The sequence below is a fragment of the Nonomuraea sp. NPDC050394 genome, assembly GCF_044459065.1.
In the GTDB taxonomy this organism is placed as follows: domain Bacteria; phylum Actinomycetota; class Actinomycetes; order Streptosporangiales; family Streptosporangiaceae; genus Nonomuraea.
Map to the genome: position 1 here is coordinate 1416220 of NZ_JBITIO010000001.1, position 19467 is coordinate 1435686.

General features: G+C 69.8%; 22 protein-coding genes. 14 read left to right on the forward strand and 8 right to left on the reverse strand.

The genetic code is table 11. From position 1 onward, the window contains the following. Nucleotides 1-16: 16 nt before the first annotated feature. A complete protein-coding gene (locus ACIBKY_RS06925; RefSeq protein WP_397095022.1) occupies nucleotides 17-1444 on the reverse strand; it encodes a cellulase family glycosylhydrolase in 1428 nt (475 codons plus the stop codon). A 63-nt stretch (nucleotides 1445-1507) separates the two neighbouring features. On the opposite strand from ACIBKY_RS06925, the gene ACIBKY_RS06930 reads away from it, so the two are divergent. The 3 genes from ACIBKY_RS06930 (at nucleotide 1508) to ACIBKY_RS06940 (ending at nucleotide 3271) form a co-directional block, all read left to right on the forward strand. Continuing rightward, nucleotides 1508-2005, forward strand: a complete 498-nt coding sequence (locus ACIBKY_RS06930; protein WP_397095024.1) for a hypothetical protein — start codon at nucleotides 1508-1510, stop codon at nucleotides 2003-2005. Continuing rightward, nucleotides 2002-2259: a DUF3039 domain-containing protein gene (locus ACIBKY_RS06935; protein WP_184965860.1), complete on the forward strand. Its 258-nt coding sequence runs from the start codon at nucleotides 2002-2004 to the stop codon at nucleotides 2257-2259. The genes ACIBKY_RS06930 and ACIBKY_RS06935 overlap by 4 nt, the downstream gene beginning before the upstream one ends. A 79-nt stretch (nucleotides 2260-2338) precedes the next feature. Next, nucleotides 2339-3271: a zinc metalloprotease gene (locus ACIBKY_RS06940; RefSeq protein ID WP_397095026.1), complete on the forward strand. Its 933-nt coding sequence runs from the start codon at nucleotides 2339-2341 to the stop codon at nucleotides 3269-3271. Nucleotides 3272-3297: 26 nt separating this feature from the next. Here ACIBKY_RS06940 and ACIBKY_RS06945 read toward each other — a convergent pair whose 3' ends face one another. After that, entirely contained in the window at nucleotides 3298-3594 is a 297-nt protein-coding gene (locus tag ACIBKY_RS06945; RefSeq protein ID WP_397095028.1) for a hypothetical protein, read from the reverse strand. Nucleotides 3595-3673: 79 nt separating this feature from the next. On the opposite strand from ACIBKY_RS06945, the gene ACIBKY_RS06950 reads away from it, so the two are divergent. From ACIBKY_RS06950 to ACIBKY_RS06960, 3 genes are all read left to right on the forward strand, one after another. Next, a complete protein-coding gene (locus tag ACIBKY_RS06950) occupies nucleotides 3674-5059 on the forward strand; it encodes an MFS transporter (protein ID WP_397095029.1) in 1386 nt (461 codons plus the stop codon). A 172-nt stretch (nucleotides 5060-5231) separates the two neighbouring features. Next, nucleotides 5232-5960 (forward strand): hypothetical protein, encoded by a 729-nt coding sequence (locus ACIBKY_RS06955; RefSeq protein ID WP_397095031.1) that lies wholly within the window; start codon nucleotides 5232-5234, stop codon nucleotides 5958-5960. 134 nt (nucleotides 5961-6094) lie between these two features. Further along, entirely contained in the window at nucleotides 6095-7843 is a 1749-nt protein-coding gene (locus ACIBKY_RS06960) for a DEAD/DEAH box helicase (RefSeq protein ID WP_397095033.1), read from the forward strand. A 13-nt stretch (nucleotides 7844-7856) separates the two neighbouring features. Here ACIBKY_RS06960 and ACIBKY_RS06965 read toward each other — a convergent pair whose 3' ends face one another. The 3 genes from ACIBKY_RS06965 to ACIBKY_RS06975 form a co-directional block, all read right to left on the reverse strand. Further along, entirely contained in the window at nucleotides 7857-8351 is a 495-nt protein-coding gene (locus tag ACIBKY_RS06965) for a hypothetical protein (protein ID WP_397095034.1), read from the reverse strand. A 106-nt stretch (nucleotides 8352-8457) separates the two neighbouring features. After that, a complete protein-coding gene (locus ACIBKY_RS06970; RefSeq protein ID WP_397095035.1) occupies nucleotides 8458-9030 on the reverse strand; it encodes an isochorismatase family protein in 573 nt (190 codons plus the stop codon). A 15-nt stretch (nucleotides 9031-9045) separates the two neighbouring features. Continuing rightward, nucleotides 9046-10389, reverse strand: a complete 1344-nt coding sequence (locus tag ACIBKY_RS06975; protein WP_397095036.1) for a nicotinate phosphoribosyltransferase — start codon at nucleotides 10387-10389, stop codon at nucleotides 9046-9048. Nucleotides 10390-10435: 46 nt separating this feature from the next. Here ACIBKY_RS06975 and clpS point away from each other — a divergent pair, with 46 nt between their 5' ends. The 5 genes from clpS (at nucleotide 10436) to ACIBKY_RS07000 (ending at nucleotide 13109) form a co-directional block, all read left to right on the forward strand. Continuing rightward, nucleotides 10436-10729 (forward strand): ATP-dependent Clp protease adapter ClpS, encoded by a 294-nt coding sequence (gene clpS, locus ACIBKY_RS06980; RefSeq protein WP_184965848.1) that lies wholly within the window; start codon nucleotides 10436-10438, stop codon nucleotides 10727-10729. 10 nt (nucleotides 10730-10739) lie between these two features. After that, a complete protein-coding gene (locus tag ACIBKY_RS06985) occupies nucleotides 10740-11261 on the forward strand; it encodes a DUF2017 domain-containing protein (protein WP_397095037.1) in 522 nt (173 codons plus the stop codon). 10 nt (nucleotides 11262-11271) lie between these two features. Then, nucleotides 11272-11673, forward strand: a complete 402-nt coding sequence (locus tag ACIBKY_RS06990) for a Mov34/MPN/PAD-1 family protein (RefSeq protein ID WP_397095038.1) — start codon at nucleotides 11272-11274, stop codon at nucleotides 11671-11673. A gap of 154 nt (nucleotides 11674-11827) precedes the next feature. After that, complete coding sequence (locus ACIBKY_RS06995) at nucleotides 11828-12106, forward strand: MoaD/ThiS family protein (protein ID WP_397095040.1); 279 nt, start codon at nucleotides 11828-11830, stop codon at nucleotides 12104-12106. Between the two features lie 55 nt (nucleotides 12107-12161). Beyond that, on the forward strand, nucleotides 12162-13109 hold the full coding sequence (locus tag ACIBKY_RS07000; RefSeq protein ID WP_379609163.1) for a PLP-dependent cysteine synthase family protein: 948 nt from the start codon (nucleotides 12162-12164) through the stop codon (nucleotides 13107-13109). A 372-nt stretch (nucleotides 13110-13481) separates the two neighbouring features. On the opposite strand, the gene ACIBKY_RS07005 is transcribed toward ACIBKY_RS07000, so the two are convergent. Then, nucleotides 13482-15326, reverse strand: a complete 1845-nt coding sequence (locus ACIBKY_RS07005) for a DUF3352 domain-containing protein (RefSeq protein WP_397095467.1) — start codon at nucleotides 15324-15326, stop codon at nucleotides 13482-13484. Nucleotides 15327-15409: 83 nt separating this feature from the next. Next, entirely contained in the window at nucleotides 15410-15733 is a 324-nt protein-coding gene (locus ACIBKY_RS07010; RefSeq protein ID WP_397095041.1) for a hypothetical protein, read from the reverse strand. A 113-nt stretch (nucleotides 15734-15846) separates the two neighbouring features. Between ACIBKY_RS07010 and ACIBKY_RS07015 the strand changes: the two genes are divergently transcribed. Genes ACIBKY_RS07015 through ACIBKY_RS07025 form a run of 3 tightly spaced genes read left to right on the forward strand, consistent with a single transcriptional unit; the run spans nucleotide 15847 to nucleotide 18264 of the window. Continuing rightward, nucleotides 15847-16635, forward strand: a complete 789-nt coding sequence (locus ACIBKY_RS07015; protein ID WP_397095043.1) for a thioesterase family protein — start codon at nucleotides 15847-15849, stop codon at nucleotides 16633-16635. A gap of 55 nt (nucleotides 16636-16690) precedes the next feature. Further along, nucleotides 16691-17515, forward strand: a complete 825-nt coding sequence (gene murI, locus ACIBKY_RS07020; RefSeq protein WP_397095045.1) for a glutamate racemase — start codon at nucleotides 16691-16693, stop codon at nucleotides 17513-17515. Continuing rightward, nucleotides 17512-18264, forward strand: a complete 753-nt coding sequence (locus ACIBKY_RS07025) for an MBL fold metallo-hydrolase (RefSeq protein WP_397095046.1) — start codon at nucleotides 17512-17514, stop codon at nucleotides 18262-18264. Before murI ends, ACIBKY_RS07025 begins: the two co-directional genes overlap by 4 nt. On the opposite strand, the gene ACIBKY_RS07030 is transcribed toward ACIBKY_RS07025, so the two are convergent. After that, nucleotides 18249-19445, reverse strand: coding sequence for an MFS transporter (locus ACIBKY_RS07030; protein ID WP_397095048.1), 1197 nt, complete (start codon nucleotides 19443-19445; stop codon nucleotides 18249-18251). The genes ACIBKY_RS07025 and ACIBKY_RS07030 overlap by 16 nt on opposite strands. Nucleotides 19446-19467 lie beyond the last annotated feature (22 nt).

Here is a 19467-nt window from a genome sequence, read left to right on the forward strand (position 1 = left end):
GAGGGGGGCCGTACCGCTATCTGGGGGTGATGACCAGGTCGAGGCGGCCGGAGCTCTTGGTCTTAATGGTCAGCACGCGCCTGGCGGCATCCCAGGTGGCCTCGCCCGTGGAGGCCTTGCCGCCGTTCGGGAAGCCCTTGCTCGGCAGGTAGACCTCGGTGGCGCCGGTCTCGTTGGCGTCGAAGGTGATGGTCAGCTTCACCGCCTTCTCGTCGTAGGCGATCCGCAGCGGGACACCGCCCACCGCCCTCGGGTACGGCCGCGCGTACGCCTCCACCAGCGGCCCCGCCCTGCCCTTGTCGTAGGGCCCCCAGGGTCCGTCGTCGCGCGACCAGTAGGCGCGGCCCATGGCGTTCTCGTCGGTGACGTCGAGGATGCGCTCGACCAGGTCGGTGGCGCCCGGCCTGGTCATGTCCAGCCCGAACTCGCCCAGCACGATCGGCGCCTTCATCCGCTCGGCCGTGCGCAGGATGTTGTCGCGCCACCAGCCGAGCGTGCGGTCGGTCCACTCCTTGGACCCGGCGGTGTAGTCGTCGCCCAGGTCCAGCGGGAGCGGGTAGAGGTGCGGCGCGAACGCGATGCGCGCCGGTCCCGTGCGCGGGTCGTCGAAGGCGGGCAGCGCCGAGGGCAGGCCCCAGTTGACCCCGACCGCCTGTGGTTCCAGGAAGATCCAGCTGTCGGGGTCGACGCTGCGGATCTCGGCGATGGACTTGCGGTAGAGGGTGGCGAGCGGGCCGGTCTCGAACGCCGCGGCCTGCACCGATCCGCCCCAGGGTTCGTTCATGAGGTCGTAGCCGATGACGGCGGGGTCGTCCTTGAAGCGGTCGGCGACGGCCCTCCAGGCCTTGGCGTAGCGGTCCATGAGCTCGGGGTGCTCGCCCGTGGTGTTCCAGAAGTGGTCGAAGGCGCGGATGACGCCGGGCTCCAGGTAGTACATCTCCCAGGTGGGCTGGTCGGTGGCGACCGGCAGGCCGTCCATGAACGTGGCCCACTGGGGCGCGCCGTTCCCGGCGACCTTGGAGGGGGTGATGCCGTTGCCCCACAGGTCCTGGTGCATGTCGAGCATGACGTGGTAGCCGCGTTCGCGGTACCAGCCGATGCGCTCAGCCACCTTGTCCAGATATTTCGTGTCATAGGTGCCGGGGGAGGGCTCCACGGCTCGCCACTGCAACAGGAAGCGGACGAAGTTCGTCCCCATGTCCCGGTACTCGCGCTCCACGTCCGCCTCGGTCAGCTCCGGCAGGCCGTCCGGCGTGCTCTTGGCGCTGCTGGCGGTGTTGAACCCGTGCAGGATCAGCGCCCGTCCCGCGTCGTCGGTCACGTACCTCCGCGCGGGCTGCGGCGCGTCCCTGGCCGCGGCGGCGACGCCGCCCCCGGCCACGACCAAGGCCACCACGGCACCTGCGATCCACCGCGCACGCTTCATCTCATCGAACTCCGGCATCTGAGAGGTTCCCCGCGTCTGGGGTCTTCCGCCACAATCTTGGTGGCCGCTAGCCTGCCGAACATGAGCTTTGGTCGCAATAGCCTTCCGGCGATCGTCACCGCGTTGCTCGCGTTGTTCTTCGGCCTGTTCGGGACCTGGCTGGTGACGCGGGTCGGGTATCTGGCCGTGCCGTCGGCCGTGGGCCTGCCGTACGGGCTGCCGGGTCTGCGGGTGACGCCGGTCGGCGAGACACCCTGGCTCTTCCTCCTGACCGACGTCGGCGCGGCACTCGTCCTGGTCGCCGTCGTGGCCGGCACGCGGCGCGAGTTCTGGGCCACCTGGGGTGCGTTCGTGCTGGGTACGGCGCTGGCGGGCCTCCTGCGGGCCGCGGTCTCCGCCATCTCGGCCGAGGCCGGGCTGGGCGCCTACGCGGGATATCTGGGGGGCGGGCTGGTGGCCGGGCTGCTCTGGGGGATCGTGCTCGGGTGGATCGCCGGGCTGGCCTCACTGCCGCGGCGGCGTGCCGTACGGGTCCGGGAGGGCGGGCACTTGCCCGCGGGCATAAACTCGATGGGGTGAGCACGAAGATCCTCCCTGAGCAGAAAACCACGCCGCAGACCTCGCACGGCGACGGGGACCACGAGCGGTTCGCGCACTATGCCGACAAGCGCAAGATCACCGAAGCCATGGTGACGGGCACGCCGATCCGTGCCCTGTGCGGCAAGGTGTGGGTGCCCAGCCGTGACCCCAAGAAGTACCCGGTCTGCCCGGAGTGCAAGGAGATCTACGAGGGGCTGCCGGCCGGCGGCGGCGACGGCGACGACAAGCAGTGAGTGTTGATCACGGGTGATCGCCCCCGGTAGGGCTACGGTCGGGATGTCCTGACCTGCTCATGCCGTATCGGGGGAGTGCATGGCCCGGCGTGCGACCGCCGTTCTGTTGGTGTGCCTGCTCGCGGCCGTGCCACCGATCGACCATCCAGCTGCTGCCGCCGCCGCGTCCTGCGAACGGCCCGCCGTACCCCGGCTGAAGGCCGAGCGGCCCGCCCTGGCCCGGCTGAAGGCCGAGCGTCCGCCCGACGTGCGCGCGCCGCACGTGCGCGAGCCCGATCCGCGCCAGGTGCGTGAGGTGCTCGCCGAACTCGGCGAGCGGCTCGGCGACACCAAGCCGCCGACCTCGATCACGATCCCGACCTGGGTGCACGTGCTCACCGACGGCCGGCGCCGGGCGCCCGACGAGGCCGTGCGCTCGCAGATCGCCGCGCTCAACTCCGCGTACGGCGGGCGGTTCGGCGGCGTCGACACCGGCGTGCGCTTCCGCCTGGACGGGATCACGCTCACCCGCAACACGTCCTGGTTCGGCGACCCCCTGGGCCACGAGGCGGCGATGAAGGGCCACCTGCGCAAGGGCGGCGTGCAGACGCTCAACCTCTACATCGGCCAGCTCAGCGAACTCGTGCTCGGCTTCTCGACCTACCCCTTCTGGTACGCCTCCGGCCCACGTCTGGACGGCGTCGTCGTCGACTGGCGCAGCCTGCCCGGCGGCGCCCTGCGCAACTTCGACCTGGGCTTCACCGGCGTGCACGAGATCGGTCACTGGCTCGGGCTGTTCCACACCTTCGAGAACGGCTGCGAGGAGCCCGGCGACGGCGTGGACGACACGCCCCCCGAGGCGCTGCCGACCGAGGGCTGCCCTGGTGTCAAGGACACCTGCCCGCTGGGCGGGGCCGACCCGATCCGCAACTTCATGGACTACTCCTACGACCGGTGCATGAAGGAGTTCACGCAGGGCCAGGCGGTCAGGATGCACGAGATGTGGGCGGCCTACCGCGGCACGGAGACGTGACGGGGCCAACGGAGACCCGACCGGGGCTACACGAACGACAGCAGGGAGACGGCCAGGCCGGCGGCGGCGAGCAGCGCGCCCGCGCGGCTGCCGCCGGTACGCCAGGTGGCCAGCCCCGTGAGCAGCCCGCCGAGGCCGAACAGCAGGCCGACCAGGCCGGCGATCAGGCTGAACGGGTTGGGCGCGTAGCCGGCGGCCATCCAGCCGCCGGGAGCGAGGGCCCAGACGGGGCCGCTGGCCAGGCCGGTGAGTCCGGCGAGCAGCGAGCCGCCGCCCAGCAGGGTGCCGGGCTCGGCCCGCTCGGGCTTGGTGGAAGATCGCATGGTGCCATCCTCCCTGGCTACCGGGTTGTGGCCGCAACACCGGGGTTACTTTGAAGTGAAAAATGGTGACATCTAGGATATGGGGGTGACAGCACCGAAGACTCTGGACGCTCCAGTCGACCCACCCCGTATCTTCGGGCCCGCCTACCGCACGGCCACCTTCGGCATCCTCCTCGTCGCCACCCTCATCGCCTTCGAAGGCATGTCCGTCGGCGTCGTCATGCCCCAGGTCTCCAAGGACCTGCACGCCGAGACGCTGTACGGCATCAGCTTCTCCGCCTTCCTCATCGCCAGCCTGTTCGCCAACGTGGTGTCGGGGCTCTGGTCGGACCGGCGCGGCTACACCATGCCGTTCCTGGTGGGCGTGCTGCTGTTCGTCGCCGGGATGGGGCTGGCCGGGGCGGCGGTGAGCAAGGAGATGTTCATCGTGGCGCGAGCCGTACAGGGGCTCGGGGCGGGGACCACGATCGTGGCGCTGTTCGTCATGATCGCCCGGGTCTACCCCGCCGAGGTGCGTCCCAGGGTCTTCGCCGGGCTGTCCGCCGCCTGGGTCGTGCCCGCCATGGTCGGGCCGGCCATCGCGGGCTTCGTCGGCGACCGGTTCGGCTGGGAGTGGGTCTTCTACGGCATCATCCCGCTCGTCGTGCCCGCGCTGGTCATGCTCGTCCCCGCCCTGAACAGGAAGCCCACCGAGGAGGCCACCCCCTCGACCGGCCCGCGCGCCAGGCCCGGCCTGATGGCGCTGGCGGCCACCTGCGCCGCGGCAGGCGCGGGCGCGCTGCTCTACGGCATCCAGGAGCACACGATCGTGAGCGCAGTGATCGGCGTCGCCGGACTGGCGGCGCTCGGCTACGGCCTGTACCGCCTGCTTCCGCCGCACGCGCTGCGCTTCGGCCGGGGCCTGCCCACCACGGTCATGATGCGCGGACTGTTCTCGGCCGCCTTCTTCGGCGTCAACGCCTACATCCCGCTCGCGCTGCAGGAGGTCAAGGACTTCGACGCCACCACCGCCGGCATCGCGCTCACCACCGGCGCACTCGGCTGGTCGACCGGCTCCTACCTGCAGAGCCGCCGCGACGCCCCGCCCCACAGGCGCATCCGGCTGGGCGCCTTCTGCGTGATGATCGGCGTGCTCCTCACCATGCTGTCCGTCTTGCCCGGCGTCACCGGATGGGTCGCGGTGCCCGCCTGGATCGTCGCCGGCTTCGGCATGGGCATCGGCATGACCACGGTCAGCGTCACCGCGCTCAAGCAGTCGCCGCTCAACGAGCAGGGCGCCAACTCGGCCGCCCTCTCGGTCACCGACATGCTCGGCTCCGCCCTGACCATCGGCGTGGGCGGCGCCCTGGTGAACATGATCGGCCACGCCCCTTCACAGATCGCGACCGGCTTCATCGTCATCTCCTGCCTCATGGCCGCCATCGCCCTGGCCGCGACGCTCCTTTCGGTCCGTACCGCGACCTGATCGCGCGGAGTGAGCGGGCGGGTTGCCGGGTAAGCACTGATCGTGCCCCCGCCGGCGACGCGTGCCCCGCCGTACCCCTCAATCGCCTAACTTTCCCCTCCCGTCCCAGCGATCGCGGATCGCCGGAATCGTCGGCGGGAGGAGTGATAGGACAGCGGGACGAGGAGGTGCCATGGAGGACGATCACCGCGTCTGGCCGCCCGGCTCGCCGCGCGGCACCCCTCCGCTGCCCGACGATCCCGACGAGCCGTGGAACCCCCCACTCAGGCGTACGGCGGGCCGCGACGTCGAGCCGCCGCCATGGGAGTCGTTGCCCCCTTCCGCCCGCTACTACGGCAGTCCCGCGAAGCCCAGCCCGGTGCGCCGGTGGCGCTGGCGCAGGCGCGCGGGGGCCGTGCTGGCGCTCCTCGTGGCCGCGGGGCTGGTCGGCGGGCTGGTCGCGGTCGTGTTCAGGATGGCGACCCCGCCGCCGGTCCAGGGACGGCTCGTGGACGCCGTCGCCCAGGTGACGTTGACGTTGCCGCAGGGGTGGCAGGAGGGTGTCGTGGCGCCGGTCACCGGGTTCACCTCGGTGGCGCGGTCGGAGCGCGGGGTGGTGATGGCGCGGGCCGTACCGCACTCCGGGCAGGGGACGCGCACGATGGTCGCCGACACCGCGCAGCTCTACTCGCGGCTGCTCCTCAAAGGGGACAAGGTCGACATCGTGGACGACCGGGCCCTGCCTCAGGGATACACGCGCGCGCTCCGGGCCGAATATCGGGATGTGGTCAACCGCCCGGCCTACTTGCGGGTGACTCTTCTCACGCGACCCGGGCGGTCCGTTCTGCTGGTCGGACTGCTCCAACCAGCGGATACCGCCTCAATCGAGGCCCTCGACACGGTGATGGCGAGCGTGCGATAAGCCGCGTGACGCCCAATAGCACGCAAGGATGAGGTTGGCCAGGATCCAGGTTCTACGGCACGTCTTGTCGGTGAGCCCGATTACTCTTGGGTCACTGTGAGAGAGCGAAGCACACGAACCCCAGGAGTGATGCGGTGAGTACGTTCGCCGCATCCCATCTGTCACCCTCCTATCCCGACAGGGCAGCATGGGGCACCGCGCCCAAGCTGAGGGCCTGGCAGCAGGAGGCTTTCGACCTCTACTTCAGGCGCGAGCCCCGTGACTTCCTCACGGTGGCGACGCCGGGCGCGGGCAAGACGACCTACGCCCTGCGCATCGCCAGCGAGCTCCTGGCCAACGGCGTGATCCGGGCGATCACCATCGTCACGCCCACCGAGCACCTCAAGCGCCAGTGGGCCGACGCCGCGGGCAGGGTCGGCATCAACATCGACCCCGAGTTCAAGAACAGCCAGGGCGCCACCTCACGCGACTACATCGGCGTCGCTGTCACCTACGCCCAGGTCGCGATGCACCCGGCGCTCCACCGCGCCCGCACCGAGGCGCGCAAGACGCTGATCATCTTCGACGAGGTGCACCACGCCGGCGACGCCAAGTCGTGGGGCGACGGCATCCGCGAGGCGTTCGAGCCCGCCACCCGCCGCCTCCAGCTGACCGGAACCCCGTTCCGATCCGACGACAGCCCCATCCCCTTCGTGGAGTACGCCGAGGACGCCGAAGGCTTCAAGCGCAGCGTCTCCGACTACTCCTACGGCTACGGCCCCGCCCTCGACGACGGCGTCGTCCGCCCGGTGATCTTCCTCGCCTACTCCGGCGAGATGAAGTGGCGCACCCGCGCCGGCGACGAGATCGCCGCCACGCTCGGCACCCCGCTCACCAAGGACCAGCTCTCCCAGGCCTGGCGGGCCGCGCTCGACCCCAAGGGCGACTGGATCCGCCAGGTGATGCAGGCCGCCGACCGCCGCCTCACCGAGGTACGACGCGGCGTGCCCGACGCCGGCGGCCTGGTCATCGCCACCGACCACGAGGCCGCCCGCGCCTACGCCCGCCACCTGCGCAACATCAGCGGCGAGGGCGCCACCGTCGTGCTTTCCGACGACCCGGGCGCCTCCAAGAAGATCAAGCAGTTCGCCGTGTCGGAGGACCGCTGGCTCATCGCCGTCCGCATGGTCTCAGAAGGCGTCGACATCCCGCGCCTGTGCGTCGGTGTCTACGCCACCTCGACCTCGACCCCGCTCTTCTTCGCCCAGGCCGTGGGCCGCTTCGTGCGGGCCCGCAAGCGCGGCGAGATGGCCTCGGTCTTCCTGCCCTCGGTGCCGACCCTCATGGGCCTGGCCAACGAGATGGAGGTCGAACGCGACCACATCCTCAACAAGCGGCCTCCGGAGGACGGTCTCGACGACTCACTCCTGCAGGATGCCAACCGCAAGAAGGACAACCCCGACGTCCTGGGCGACGAGCTGCCGTTCGAGACCATGGAGACGTCGGCCACCTTCGACCGCGTGCTGTTCGACGGCGGCGAGTTCGGCACCGGCGCCGAGGTCGGCTCGGCCGAAGAGGAAGACTTCATCGGCCTGCCCGGCCTGCTCGAACCCGACCAGGTCGCGACCCTGCTGCGCAAGCGCCAGTCCGACCAGCAGGCAGCCAAGACCAAGAAGGCCGAGACGGCCGCGCCCGCGCTGGCGCCGCACGAGCAGATGGCCGAACTGCGCCGCGAGCTCAACGGCCTGGTCGGCGCCTGGAACCACCGCACCGGCCAGCCGCACGGCGTCATCCACAACGACCTGCGCCGCGCCTGCGGTGGCCCGCCCATCGCCCAGGCCACGGCCGAGCAGGTCCAGGAGCGCATCGACAAGATCCGCGCCTGGGCCACCCAGCGCCGCTGAGCGGCCCGCCCCGCTACGGGGCGGGGATGCGGGTGTCGGTGCGGCCGTCCACGGCCCGGTAGGTCCCCGGCTTGGGCAGGGGGATCCTCAGGGAGGCGGCGCCGCCGGCGACGCGCACCGGGACGGTCGTGACGCCGGGGTGACGGCCGGACAGCGGGCCCTCGTGGATCCACACGCGCAGCCTGTGGCCCTTGGGGCGCATCAGCACCTTCGCCGTGTCGCACTCGGTCGCCGAGGCCGGCCAGGTCAGCTCCAGGCTGCGGCGCCCGACCACCCGGGCGGTCGAGGGGACCGGGGTGCTCTCGGCGCACGCCGCTGGCCGCGGCATGGTGTGGGAGACCACGACGGGCTCCGGGTCCAGCATGTCGGCCAGGGCGACCGTACCCGACTCCAGCAGCACGAGCGTGACCAGCGCGCCGGCCTTGGCGAGGTTGCGGCCGCGGAAGAGCACCCAGAGGCTGAGCGGCGCGAGCACCAGCCATGCCAGGCCCAGGGAGATGGCGAGCATGAAAGACCCCAAGACGGTCAAGGAGAGATGTGACTCTCCGTATGAGTTCGCGGACAGAGGGGTGTCGCCGTCTTGGATATCACATGACGTGTACTCTGCGTAGTCGCTAGCTACGGACCGTCGGGGCGCCGCGCAGATTGGCGCCCGCCTCGGTCATGTCGGCGATCGCCTTGTCCGTGGTGGCGCGGGCCACCCCGGCCGTCAGGTCGAGCAGCACGGTCACCGCCAGTCCGTGCTTGACCGCGTCCAGCGCCGTGGCGCGCACGCAGTGGTCGGTGGCGATGCCGACCACGTCGACCTGGTGCACGCCGTGGGCGTTGAGCCAGTCGGCCAGCGAGACGCCGTCGCCCGATGTGCCCTCGAAGCCGCTGTAGGCCGCCTCGTGCGTCCCCTTGCTGAAGACCTCCTCCACCGCCGCCACGTCGAAGGCCGGGTGGAAGTCGGCGCCCGGGGTGCCGGCCACGCAGTGCGCGGGCCAGGAGGTCACGTAGTCGGGCGACAGGGAGAAGTGCTCGCCGGGGTCGACGTGGTAGTCGCGGGTGGCCACCACGTGGGCGTAGCCGTGGTCGGCCACGTGGCGGGTGATGGCCGCCGCGACCTCCGAGCCGCCTGCCACGGCAAGGCTGCCGCCCTCGCAGAAGTCGTTCTGCACATCGACGATGATCAGCGCCGTGCTCATACCAAGAACGATACTTCAGGCGAATTCCGTGGGGATGGCCGCATAGCCCCGTCCGAGGTGGAGGGCGTCCTGGGGCAGGCGGGCGATGGCCTCGCGATGGCGGTCGCGGGCGGCCTCCAGGGGCTCGCGGCCCACGACGACGCCGTCCTCGACCAGCGGGTGCAGCAGCGGGATGCCACCCTCCGGCACCAGGCCCTCCGTCGCGACGCCCTCCGTCGCGACGCCCTCCCTCGCGACGCCCTCCCTCGCGATGCCGGACGTGGTGACCAACTCGGTCTCGAAGTGGCCGGTCTCGTCGAGCAGCCGGTAGGCGTGCTTGCGGCCGCCCCGCGACGGCTTGCCCACCGAGCGCTTGGCCACCGGCTCCAGCTTGCCGCTCGCGGTCTCCCTGGCCACGAGCTTGTACACCAGCGCCGCCGTCGGCACCCCCGACCCGGTCACCAGCGAGGTGCCCACGCCGTAGGCGTCCACGGGGGCTGCGGCCAGGGCGGCGATCGCGTACTCGTCGAGGTCGGAGGTGACCAGGATGCGGGTCTTGAAGGCGCCCAGCGCGTCGAGCTGCTCGCGTACCTCCTGCGCGGCGGCGGCCAGGTCGCCGGAGTCGATCCGGACCGCGCCCAGGTCGCTGCCGGCCAGCTCGACCGCGGTCCTGACGGCCTCGGGCACGTCGTAGGTGTCCACCAGCAGCGTGGTCGAGGCGCCGAAGGAGGCGATCTGGGCTTCGAAGGCGGACTTCTCCGAGTCGTGCAGGAGGATGAACGCGTGCGCGGCCGTACCGGCTGTGGGGACGCCGTAGGCGTGACCGGCCATGAGGTTGGAGGTCGCGGTGAAGCCGGCGAGGTAGGCGGCGCGGGCGGCGGCGACGGCGGCCCGCTCGTGCGTGCGGCGCGAGCCCATCTCGATGAGCGGCCGGCCCCCGGCCGCGTTGGCCATCCGCGAGGCGGCCGAGGCGATGGCGCAGTCGTGGTTGAGGATCGAAAGGATCAGGGTCTCCAGGAGTACGGCCTCCGCGAACGTGCCCTCGACCACGAGAATGGGCGAGGCCGGGAAGTACAGGTCGCCCTCGCGGTAACCGCACACGCTCCCGGAAAATCGGTAATCGGCGAGAAACGCCAGGGTCGACTCGTCCACCACCCGCTTGTCGCGCAGGTAGGCCAGTTCGTCCTCGCCGAAACGGAAGCGCTCCAGCTCCTCCAGCACCCGTCCGATGCCGGCGACCACACCGTAGCGGCGCCCGCCCGGCAGGTGGCGGGCGAAGACCTCGAACACGGCCCGTCGATGGGCGGCGCCGCTGCGTAGCGCGGCCTGCAACATTGTCAGCTCATAGTGATCTGTGAGCAACGCAGTGCTCATGGTCATAGTCACGACTCGAAGACTACGGCCCAGATAGGGCAGACTCGGGGATGTGGGTAGCACCGCTCCAATCGCCGTCGAGCGTCCGTCAACGGACGTTCGGCCCGATCTGCCATGGGTGACGATCGTCTGGAATGACCCGGTCAACCTGATGTCGTACGTGACCTATGTCTTCCAGACCGTCTTCGGCTACTCGAAGGAAAAAGCCGAAAAGCTCATGAAGGACGTCCACCACAAGGGCAAGGCCGTCGTCTCCAGCGGCACGCGTGAAGAAATGGAACGCGATGTGCAGATTCTTCACTCCTACGGCCTGTGGGCGACGCTCCAGCCGGACTCGGCGAAGTGAGGCGGAACCGGTGAGCTCTGGCTTCAGCTCGCACAAGGACGGCGTGATCGCCGAGTTCGAGCCCGCCGAGGTGTCGATACTCAAGTCGCTGGTCTCCCAGGTGCTCGGACTGGTCGAGCCGGGGCTCACCAGCGACGACCCGCTGGAGCGCGCGCTCGGCATCGGCGCCGCGCAGGCGCCTTCGGACCCGGTGCTGAAGCGGCTGTTCCCGAGCGCCTACGAGGACGACGAGGACGCGGCCGACTTCCGCCGCTACACCGAGGCGACGCTGCGTGAGGGCAAGCGCGCCGACGCGCAGACGATGCTGGACACGGCCAAGCCCGGCCGCAGTGAGCTCACGCCCGAGCAGGCGCAGGCGTGGCTGCGCTCGCTCAACGACGTACGGCTCGCGCTGGGCACGCGGCTGGAGGTCACCGAAGAGGTGCACGACGAGATCGCGATGATGTCCGAGGACGACCCGCGTTACCCGGCCTACGTCACCTACGACTGGCTGACCTACCTGCAGGACAGCCTGGTTCGCGCACTCTGGTAGTTTCCGCCCCATGCTGACGATCTCGCAGGAACTGGTGGACAAGATCGTGGCCCACGCGCGGGCCGACCACCCCGACGAGGCGTGTGGGGTCATCGCGGGGCGAAATGGGGTACCCGAGAGGTTCATCCCCATGGAGAACGCCGAGCGCTCGCCCACCTTCTACCGTTTCGACTCGCTGGAGCAGCTGCGCGTCTGGCGGGAGATGGACGACAACGACGAGGAACCCGTCGTGATCTACCACTCCCACACCGCCACCGAGGCCTACCCCTCACGCACCGACGTGAGCTACGCCGCCGAGCCGAACGCCCATTATGTGCTGGTCTCAACCCGGGAAGAGGACGAGACCGAATTCCGCTCCTACCGCATCCTCGACGGGGAGATCAGCGAAGAAGAGGTAAGGTTTATCCCATGAGGACCGTCGCCACCGCCGCCGCGCGGGTGCGTCATGTCCAGAGCTTCCTCTTCGCGCACACGCCCTCTGTCGTGGTCTACGACTGTCGCTGAACGGTTCCCCGCTCACCCCGGCATATCTCGACATATCCCGACATGAGGAGACCTGATCAGCGATGGCCATTGAGGTACGCATCCCCACCATCCTGCGCAACTACACCGGCGGCGCCAAGGCCGTCGCCGCCGAGGGCGCCACGCTCGACGAGCTGATCGCCAACCTGGAGTCCCGGCACCCCGGCATCAAGGACCGCCTGGTCGACCAGGGCGCCCTGCGCCGGTTCGTGAACGTCTACCTGAACGACGAGGACGTACGCTTCCTCGGCGGTCTCGGCACGCCCGTGTCCGACGGTGACACGGTGACCGTCCTGCCCGCCGTCGCCGGCGGCGCCAGCTAGGTTCCTTCAGCGCCGGCCCTTCCGGGGGCCGCGCCCGAGGCGGAAGCCGTACACGATGCGCTTTGAATCTTTGATCGACTCCGTCGGCCGCACGCCGCTCGTCGGGCTGCCCCGGCTCTCGCCCTCCGCGGAGGTGCGCGTGTGGGCCAAACTCGAGGACCGCAACCCCACCGGCTCCATCAAGGACCGTCCCGCGCTGTGGATGATCGAACAGGCGGAGAAGGACGGCCTGCTCACCCCCGGCTGCACGATCCTGGAGCCGACCAGCGGCAACACCGGCATTTCGCTGGCGATGTCGGCGAAGCTGAAGGGGTACCGGCTGATCTGCGTCATGCCGGAGAACACCTCGGACGAGCGGCGTCAGTTGCTGCGCATGTGGGGCGCGGAGATCATCTCCTCGCCCGCGGCCGGCGGCTCGAACGAGGCCGTCCGGGTGGCCAAGGGGCTGGCCGCCGAGCATCCCGACTGGGTGATGTTGTACCAGTACGGGAACCCGGCCAACTGGCGCTCCCACTACGAGTCGACGGGGCCGGAGATCCTCGCCGACCTGCCGACGGTGACGCACTTCGTCGCCGGGCTCGGGACTACCGGGACGTTGATGGGGGTGGGGCGGTTCCTGCGGGAGCGGGTGCCGGGGGTGCAGATCGTCGCTGCCGAGCCCCGTTATGGGGAACTGGTCTATGGGCTGCGGAACGTGGACGAGGGGTTCATTCCTGAGCTTTACGACGAGTCTGTGCTGACCACGCGGTTCTCGGTGGGATCGGGGGACGCTTTGCGGCGTACCCGGGAGTTGCTGGCGGGGGAAGGGATTTTCGCCGGGGTTTCCACCGGGGCGGCCTTGCACGCGGCGCTGGGTGTCGCCGGTAAGGCGGTCAAGGCGGGGGAGCGGGCGGACGTGGTGTTCGTGGTGGCCGATGGCGGGTGGAAGTACCTGTCCACGGGCGCGTACGAGGGCACCCTCGACGAGGCCGAAGAACGCCTCGACGGGCAGTTGTGGGCGTGATCCTGATTTCTAGCCTTTTGTGAGGTTACGGCGGGGCCACGTAGGCACCTCCCGCCGACGCGGGTCGCCGCCGATCGTCGGGCGCTTCTCACGTCGCACGTGGTCCCCGCCGCCACAAGCCGCCCTTGACCGGGGCCGTGCTTCCCACCTCACCGACCGCCCACATCCACCCCACCGTCGCTGACGAGCGTGGGGGATGCCGCTTGGTCGCCGTGCGCGTTGCGCCGGGCTGCGCCGTGCGCCGTCTCGCCGTTGCGGCGCCGAAGAGCGAGGGTGACGTTCTGGGGGTTGGGTTCGCGTTGTCGTCGGGGTGGGGTGAACGGAGAAGGGGCAGCACCCCCGTGGGTGGCTGCCCCTTCTCGGATGGTGCTGTTAGTTGAACAGGAGGCGGAGGGAGAAGGTGGCCTCGCTGGTGGTTTGCTTGCCGCTCAGGCCCACTGCTCGCAGGACCTGCAGGTTCGCCTTGTCGTCGCCCTGCATGGACTCCAGGTAGAACTTTTCTACCTTGTCCAGGTCCACGAAGATCGCATAGCTGGTTGAGCCGGCGTCTGGGATGGCGGTTTTGAAGGTTTCGCTGTCGCCCAGGGCGCCTTCCTCGGCGAGCTTCTTGGCGTATTCATCCGTGGTGGCCAGGGTGAAGGTGCCGTCGCCGGGGACCTTGGCGATCTTCGGGGCGGGCTGGCCCTGGGAGGTGATCGCCTTTTCGACCTTGTCGACGATGGCCTGTGCCTTGGCGGGGTCGGTGACGATGCGGACGCCGGCCTTGAACTGCTGGGCGTCGAGGCCCTCGCCGTCCACCGCGAAGGTCAGGTTCTTGCCCAGGATGGTCGCCAGGTCGTCGGGCAGGGCCAGGCCGTACTGGGTCTTGGCCTGCTCCACGAACTGCTTCATCTGGGCACCGCCGGGGGTGGCGGACATGGACTGTTCGATCTCGGCCCACTTCTTGGTGATGAGCTGGTCGAGGCCCGAGATGGAGAACGCCCCCGCGGTGCTGGCGGGCAGCGTGGCGAGGTTGGCCGACTCGGGGTCGCTGCTCACCAGGCCGTCGGCGCCTCTGACGATGCCGGCGAGTTCGGCGTAGGCGGAGTCGAAGCGGAGGGCACCGGCGAAGCGGGCGTTCTTGACCTGCTCGAACGCCTTCGTCTCCTCCGGGGACATGTCAGGCTTGGCCAGCTGGGCGATCTTGCCCACGTGGCCCCAGAAGGACAGGACGCCCTGCTCGCCCACGGCGTCGAGGTCGCCGCCGAAGTCGCTGTTGTCGGCGAGACTGGTCGAGCCGGTGGCGTACTTGTCGGCGTCCGCCTGCTTCTCGGTGAGGATGGCGTAGTCGTCGCGGAAGGCCAGGCCGTACTTCTCCTCGCCCATGAGCTTGGCGATGCCCGCCTTGGCCTGCTCCTCGTCCTTGACCTGGACGGCCACGGCGAAGCCGGGCTCCTTCTTACCGCCGGCGGGAGGCAGGACGCCGACGCCGATCCGGCTGCCGAGCCAGGGGTCGATGTCCTTGGCGAAGTCCAGCTTGGACAGCCGCTCGTCGTCCTTCTTGGCCGAGTCGAACAGCGCCTGGCGCGGGTCCTCGCCCTTGAAGGAGTCCTTGGTGACGGTGAACTTCCTGGCCAGCTGGAACAACGCCACCTTCTGGTTGGCGGCGGGGTCGAGGTCCAGGCGCATGTACGCGATGGACTCGGTGGGCAGCACCTCGTGCGGCTGCGTGCCACCGCCGCCCAGGGCGCTCAGCGCGTAAACCGTGCCGCCGCCGAACAGGATGACGGCCAGCGCCGCGATGCCGGCGATGATCCAGCCCTTGCGGTTGCCGCCGCCCTGCTTGACCGGCGGCTCCGAGGGGCCGAAACCTTCGGGGCCTTCCTGCTGCCAGCCGCCCTGCTGGGGCTGGCCGCCGTACTGCTGTTGCTGCTGGTTGTAAGGCTGCTGGCCGCCATAGGGCTGCTGGCCGTACTGCTGCTGCTGGTCATATGAGGGCTGGCCATAGGAAGGCTGGTCATATGAGGGCTGGCCGTAGGCGGGCTGACCGTAGTTGGGCTGGCCTTGGGACGGCTGCTGCTGCCCGTAAGCGGCCTGCTGACCGTAGGGCTGCTGCTGGCCGTACTGGGGCTGCTGCTGGTAGGGCTGCTGCGGCGGGTACGGCTGCTGCTCCTCGTTCCAGCGGTATGCCGTCGTCCGATCCGGATCCTGGCCACTCGGGGGATTATTCGCAGACATCACTCAACTCACAATGTGGATTTTTGACCACATGGAAGTTATCGGATGTCTCTAGCGGATCGCTTGCAATGGACTAAATCGTGTTACACCCGTGAAAGCTCCTTCTTCTGGGCCTTGAGGATCACCTCACCGTCCCCGTAGTCCTCGACGGTCTCCCACGGCACGAACGTGCACCCCGTGTAGACGACCTTGGCCACCGCCTCGGACACCCACCCGAACCGCCCCTCGCGATCGCGGGTCAGCCCGAAGAAGACCGGCCCGCGGATGGCCGAGACCACCAGCCCGTAGACCGTGTGGCTCTCCTGGAGGCCGCCCTTGTTCCTGACCACACGTACGTCCACGACGTGTCCGACCCAGATGCCCTGGGAATCCCAGACCGACTGCCCCATGAGCTCGGTGAGTGCCATGCGCGCGACCCTCGCACCGGAATCACGTTTACGCAGGTAGGCGCGCTGATAGGCGGGATGCCCTAGAGTATGGGTTTACTAGAATTTAGTTCCGGACTTGAGGTGGCAACGGGATGACCAAGTTCGACGAGGCGACCCAGGCGATCAAAGTCGACGACCAGACCTACGACGTCTGCCTCGACCCCGGCTACGCGATCGGGGGACCGCTCAACGGCGGCTACCTGATGGCGGTGATCCTGCGGGCCGCGGTGGACGCCTCGCCGTTCGAGCATCCGGTGAGCACCTCGGCGCAGTTCCACAAGGCTCCGGCGCCGGGGCCGGCGCGGGTGCTGGTGGAGCCGCTCAAGGCCGGCCGTACCGTGGGATTCGCCCGCGCGCGCCTGATCCAGAACGACGTGCCGCAGATCGAGGCCCTGATCACCACGGCCACGCTGGCGGGCGCCGCACCCGGCTTCAGCGAGAAGCCGCCCGTGCTGCCCCCGATCGAGGACTGCCGGAAGCTGCCCGATCCCAAGCCCGAATCCGGCATGACGCTCAACGCCCAGCTCGACCTGCGCTTCGACCCGCCCACGATCGGCTGGCTGTCCGGCAGGCCGAGCGGACGCCCCGAGTCGCGCGCCTACTTCCGGATGGCCGAAGAGCAGGACCCCGACCCGTACGTGCTGGCTCTGGCCGTGGACGTGCTGCCGCCCGTGGTCTTCTCGGCGGGACACCGCGGCTGGGCGCCCACCGTGGACCTGACCTGGCACCTTCGCGCCGTCCCCGCCCCCGGCTGGCTGACGGTGACCGCCGGCGGCCGCCTCATCTCCGACGGCTGGTTCGACGAGGAGGTCGAGGTCTGGGACTCGGCCGGACGACTGGTCGCCCAGTCGAGGCAACTCGCCAGGGTGGGACGCGGGTGACAATGTGAGCATTCTTACGCGGTGAAGTCGTGGCAGGTCGCCTACCCTCGAATGCGTGCCAGACGCGAGCATCGGGATCTTCGACAGCGGGGTGGGCGGCCTGACGGTCGCCAGGGCGATCATCGACCAGCTGCCTCATGAGTCCGTCACCTACGTCGCCGACACGGCCAACCAGCCGTATGGTCCCAAACGCATCGCGGAGCTGCGCAAGTACGCCCTGGAGGTGATGGACCACCTCGTCGAGACCGGCGTCAAGATGCTCGTGATCGCCTGCAACAGCGCCAGTGCCGCCGTGCTGCGTGACGCTCGCGAGCGCTACGACGTCCCGGTCGTCGAGGTGATCCAACCGGCCACCCGCCGGGCCGTGCGGGCCACCCGCAACGGCCGGGTCGGCGTGATCGCCACCCGGGCGACCATCGAGTCGATGGCCTACAACGACGCCTTCACCGCCGCACCCGACATGCGCCTGACCGGAGTGGCCGCCCCACTCCTGGTCGAGTACGTCGAACGCGGCGAGACGATGAGCGACGAGCTCATCGAGGTGCTCCGCGGCTACCTGGCGCCCGTCCAGGACGACGGATGCGACACGTTGATCCTGGGCTGCACCCACTATCCGCTCCTGACCGGCGCGATCTCCTACGTCGCCGGTGACGGCGTCACGCTGGTCTCCAGCGCCGACGAGACGGCCAAGGACGTCTACCGGATCCTGCACGACCGCGGCCTGGCGGCCGGGAACGGCGCCACCCCCCGGCACCGATTCCTCGCCACCGGCGACTCGACCCTGTTCGCCCAGCTCGGGCGGCGCTTCCTGGGGCCGGAGATCGACGCGGTCGACCTCGCACCCGTGGGGGGTAGTACCTCTTATGGGAGGCCCACATGAAGGTGACCATCGTCGGCTGCTCGGGAAGTTTCCCGGGCCCGGACAGCCCCGCTTCCTGCTACCTGCTGGAGGCCGAGGGGTTCAGGTTGCTGCTCGACTTCGGCAGTGGAGCGCTGGGAGCGCTCCAACGCCACATCGACCTCTATGACGTCGATGCCATCTGCCTCACCCATCTGCACGCCGACCACTGTCTCGACCTGTGCGGGTACCACGTGGCACGCACCTACGGGCCGGCCGCGCCGTACCCGAAAGTGCCCGTCTACGCGCCGAAGGACGCTTCGCGGCGGCTGGCCGCCGCCTACGGCATGCCCGAGGAGCCGGGCCTGGAGACCGCCTTCGACTTCGTCGCGCTGGCGCCGGGCAACTTCGAGATCGGGCCGTTCACGGTGACGGCCGGGCGCGTCAACCATCCAGTCGAGACGTACGGCTTCCGCGCCGCCCACGCCGGGCGCAGCGTCGCCTACTCCGGCGACACGGGCGAGTCCGAGGAACTGGTACGGCTGGCCGACGGCGCCGACCTTCTCCTGTGCGAAGCCTCCTTCCTGGAGGGCCCCGGCCTGCCGCGCGGCCTGCACCTGACCGGCCGCCAGGCGGCCGAGCACGCGGCCAAGGCGGGCGTGGGCCGGCTCGTGCTGACCCATCTCGTGCCGTGGCATGACCGCCTGCGGGTGCTCGACGAAGCCTCGACCGGCGGGTTCGCCGGCCCGATCGAGCTGGCCCGCAGCGGGGCGGTCTACGAACTGGCCTGAACCTTCACGAAGTCCCGCATGCGCGGCAGCCGGGAGAACAGCAGGGGCGCGAACGAGACCAGCCGCCCCGCCATGAACACCCACAGCGCCTCGCGCACGCCGATCTCATGGGCCACGATGCCGCCGAGCAACGCGCCGACCGGCATCGTGCCCCAGACGATGAACCTGACCGTGGCGTTGACGCGGCCGAGCAGGTTCTCCGGCATGACCGTCTGCCGGTAGGTGATCACACCGATGTTGTAGAGGATGCCGCCGAAGGACAGGGCGATCGAGGTCAGCGCGAAGAAGGAGACGCGCCAGTCGGCCTCGGTCATGGGCAGCAGCAGGCCGAAGGGCGAGCTGAGGGCGAGGGCCAGCCAGGTGACCCTGGCCTGGCCGTACCTTCTGAACAGCCAGGCTCCGAGCACGCCGCCGAGCAGGCCGCCCATCGCGCCCGACATGAGCAGCACGCCGATGAACCCGGGCGGCAGGTGCACCACCGTGGCCAGGAACAACACCGACAGGCTGAGCACGGCGCTCACGCAGATGTTGGTCGCGGCGGTCGCGGCGAGGAACGCGCGTAATACCTGGTCACCCCATACGGCCCGCATCCCGGCGGCGATGTCCGGCAGGAGCCGGGAACGTTCCGATCGTACGGGTGCCGCATCCGGTTTCTTGATCGTGCCCAGGAAGGCGACCGACGCCAGGGCGGCCAGTGCGGTGGCCAGCATGGTCCGCGGAGCCCCCAGCAACTGCACCAGCGCGCCCCCCAGGCTCGGACCGGCCAGCGCGCCCCCGTTGCGCACGACCTCCAGCTTGGCGTTGCCGTCGGTGAGCTCGTCCTTGCCGACCAGCGCCGGCAGGTACGTCGGGTCGGCGACGTCGTTGAAGACCTGGGCCAGACCGGCGAGCAGGGCGACCGTGTAGAGGACCGGCATGCTCAGCACGCCCAGCGCGGCGGTCAGCGGAATGCTGCTCAGCAGCAGGAAGCGGCCCGCGTCGGCGAGCATCATCACCCTGCGCTTGCGCAGGCGGTCCACCCACACCCCCGCGGGCAGGCCGATGATCAGAAACGCGGCGGACTGCAGCGCTGCGAGCGCGCCCACCTCAAGCGGCGACGCGTGCAACGACAGCACGGCGACCAGGGGGAGGGCCACCCGCGCGATGTTGCCTCCGAACTCGTTGGCCAGATGCGAGCCCATGAATCGGAGGAAGTCCGGGTTT

Excerpts from the sequence above, each read along its gene's own strand:
- ACIBKY_RS06950 (WP_397095029.1), top strand. The coding sequence starts at position 3,674 with ATGGGGGTGACAGCACCGAAGACTCTGGACGCTCCAGTCGACCCACCC.
- ACIBKY_RS07015 (WP_397095043.1), top strand. The coding sequence starts at position 15,847 with ATGACCAAGTTCGACGAGGCGACCCAGGCGATCAAAGTCGACGACCAG.
- ACIBKY_RS06975 (WP_397095036.1), bottom strand. The coding sequence starts at position 10,389 with ATGACCATGAGCACTGCGTTGCTCACAGATCACTATGAGCTGACAATG.
- ACIBKY_RS06965 (WP_397095034.1), bottom strand. The coding sequence starts at position 8,351 with ATGCTCGCCATCTCCCTGGGCCTGGCATGGCTGGTGCTCGCGCCGCTC.
- ACIBKY_RS06945 (WP_397095028.1), bottom strand. The coding sequence starts at position 3,594 with ATGCGATCTTCCACCAAGCCCGAGCGGGCCGAGCCCGGCACCCTGCTG.
- ACIBKY_RS06925 (WP_397095022.1), bottom strand. The coding sequence starts at position 1,444 with ATGCCGGAGTTCGATGAGATGAAGCGTGCGCGGTGGATCGCAGGTGCC.
- ACIBKY_RS06955 (WP_397095031.1), top strand. The coding sequence starts at position 5,232 with ATGGAGGACGATCACCGCGTCTGGCCGCCCGGCTCGCCGCGCGGCACC.
- ACIBKY_RS06970 (WP_397095035.1), bottom strand. The coding sequence starts at position 9,030 with ATGAGCACGGCGCTGATCATCGTCGATGTGCAGAACGACTTCTGCGAG.
- ACIBKY_RS06930 (WP_397095024.1), top strand. The coding sequence starts at position 1,508 with ATGAGCTTTGGTCGCAATAGCCTTCCGGCGATCGTCACCGCGTTGCTC.
- ACIBKY_RS06990 (WP_397095038.1), top strand. The coding sequence starts at position 11,272 with ATGCTGACGATCTCGCAGGAACTGGTGGACAAGATCGTGGCCCACGCG.
- ACIBKY_RS07000 (WP_379609163.1), top strand. The coding sequence starts at position 12,162 with ATGCGCTTTGAATCTTTGATCGACTCCGTCGGCCGCACGCCGCTCGTC.
- ACIBKY_RS07005 (WP_397095467.1), bottom strand. The coding sequence starts at position 15,326 with ATGTCTGCGAATAATCCCCCGAGTGGCCAGGATCCGGATCGGACGACG.
- ACIBKY_RS06995 (WP_397095040.1), top strand. The coding sequence starts at position 11,828 with ATGGCCATTGAGGTACGCATCCCCACCATCCTGCGCAACTACACCGGC.
- ACIBKY_RS06940 (WP_397095026.1), top strand. The coding sequence starts at position 2,339 with ATGGCCCGGCGTGCGACCGCCGTTCTGTTGGTGTGCCTGCTCGCGGCC.
- ACIBKY_RS07025 (WP_397095046.1), top strand. The coding sequence starts at position 17,512 with ATGAAGGTGACCATCGTCGGCTGCTCGGGAAGTTTCCCGGGCCCGGAC.
- ACIBKY_RS07030 (WP_397095048.1), bottom strand. The coding sequence starts at position 19,445 with ATGGGCTCGCATCTGGCCAACGAGTTCGGAGGCAACATCGCGCGGGTG.
- ACIBKY_RS07010 (WP_397095041.1), bottom strand. The coding sequence starts at position 15,733 with ATGGCACTCACCGAGCTCATGGGGCAGTCGGTCTGGGATTCCCAGGGC.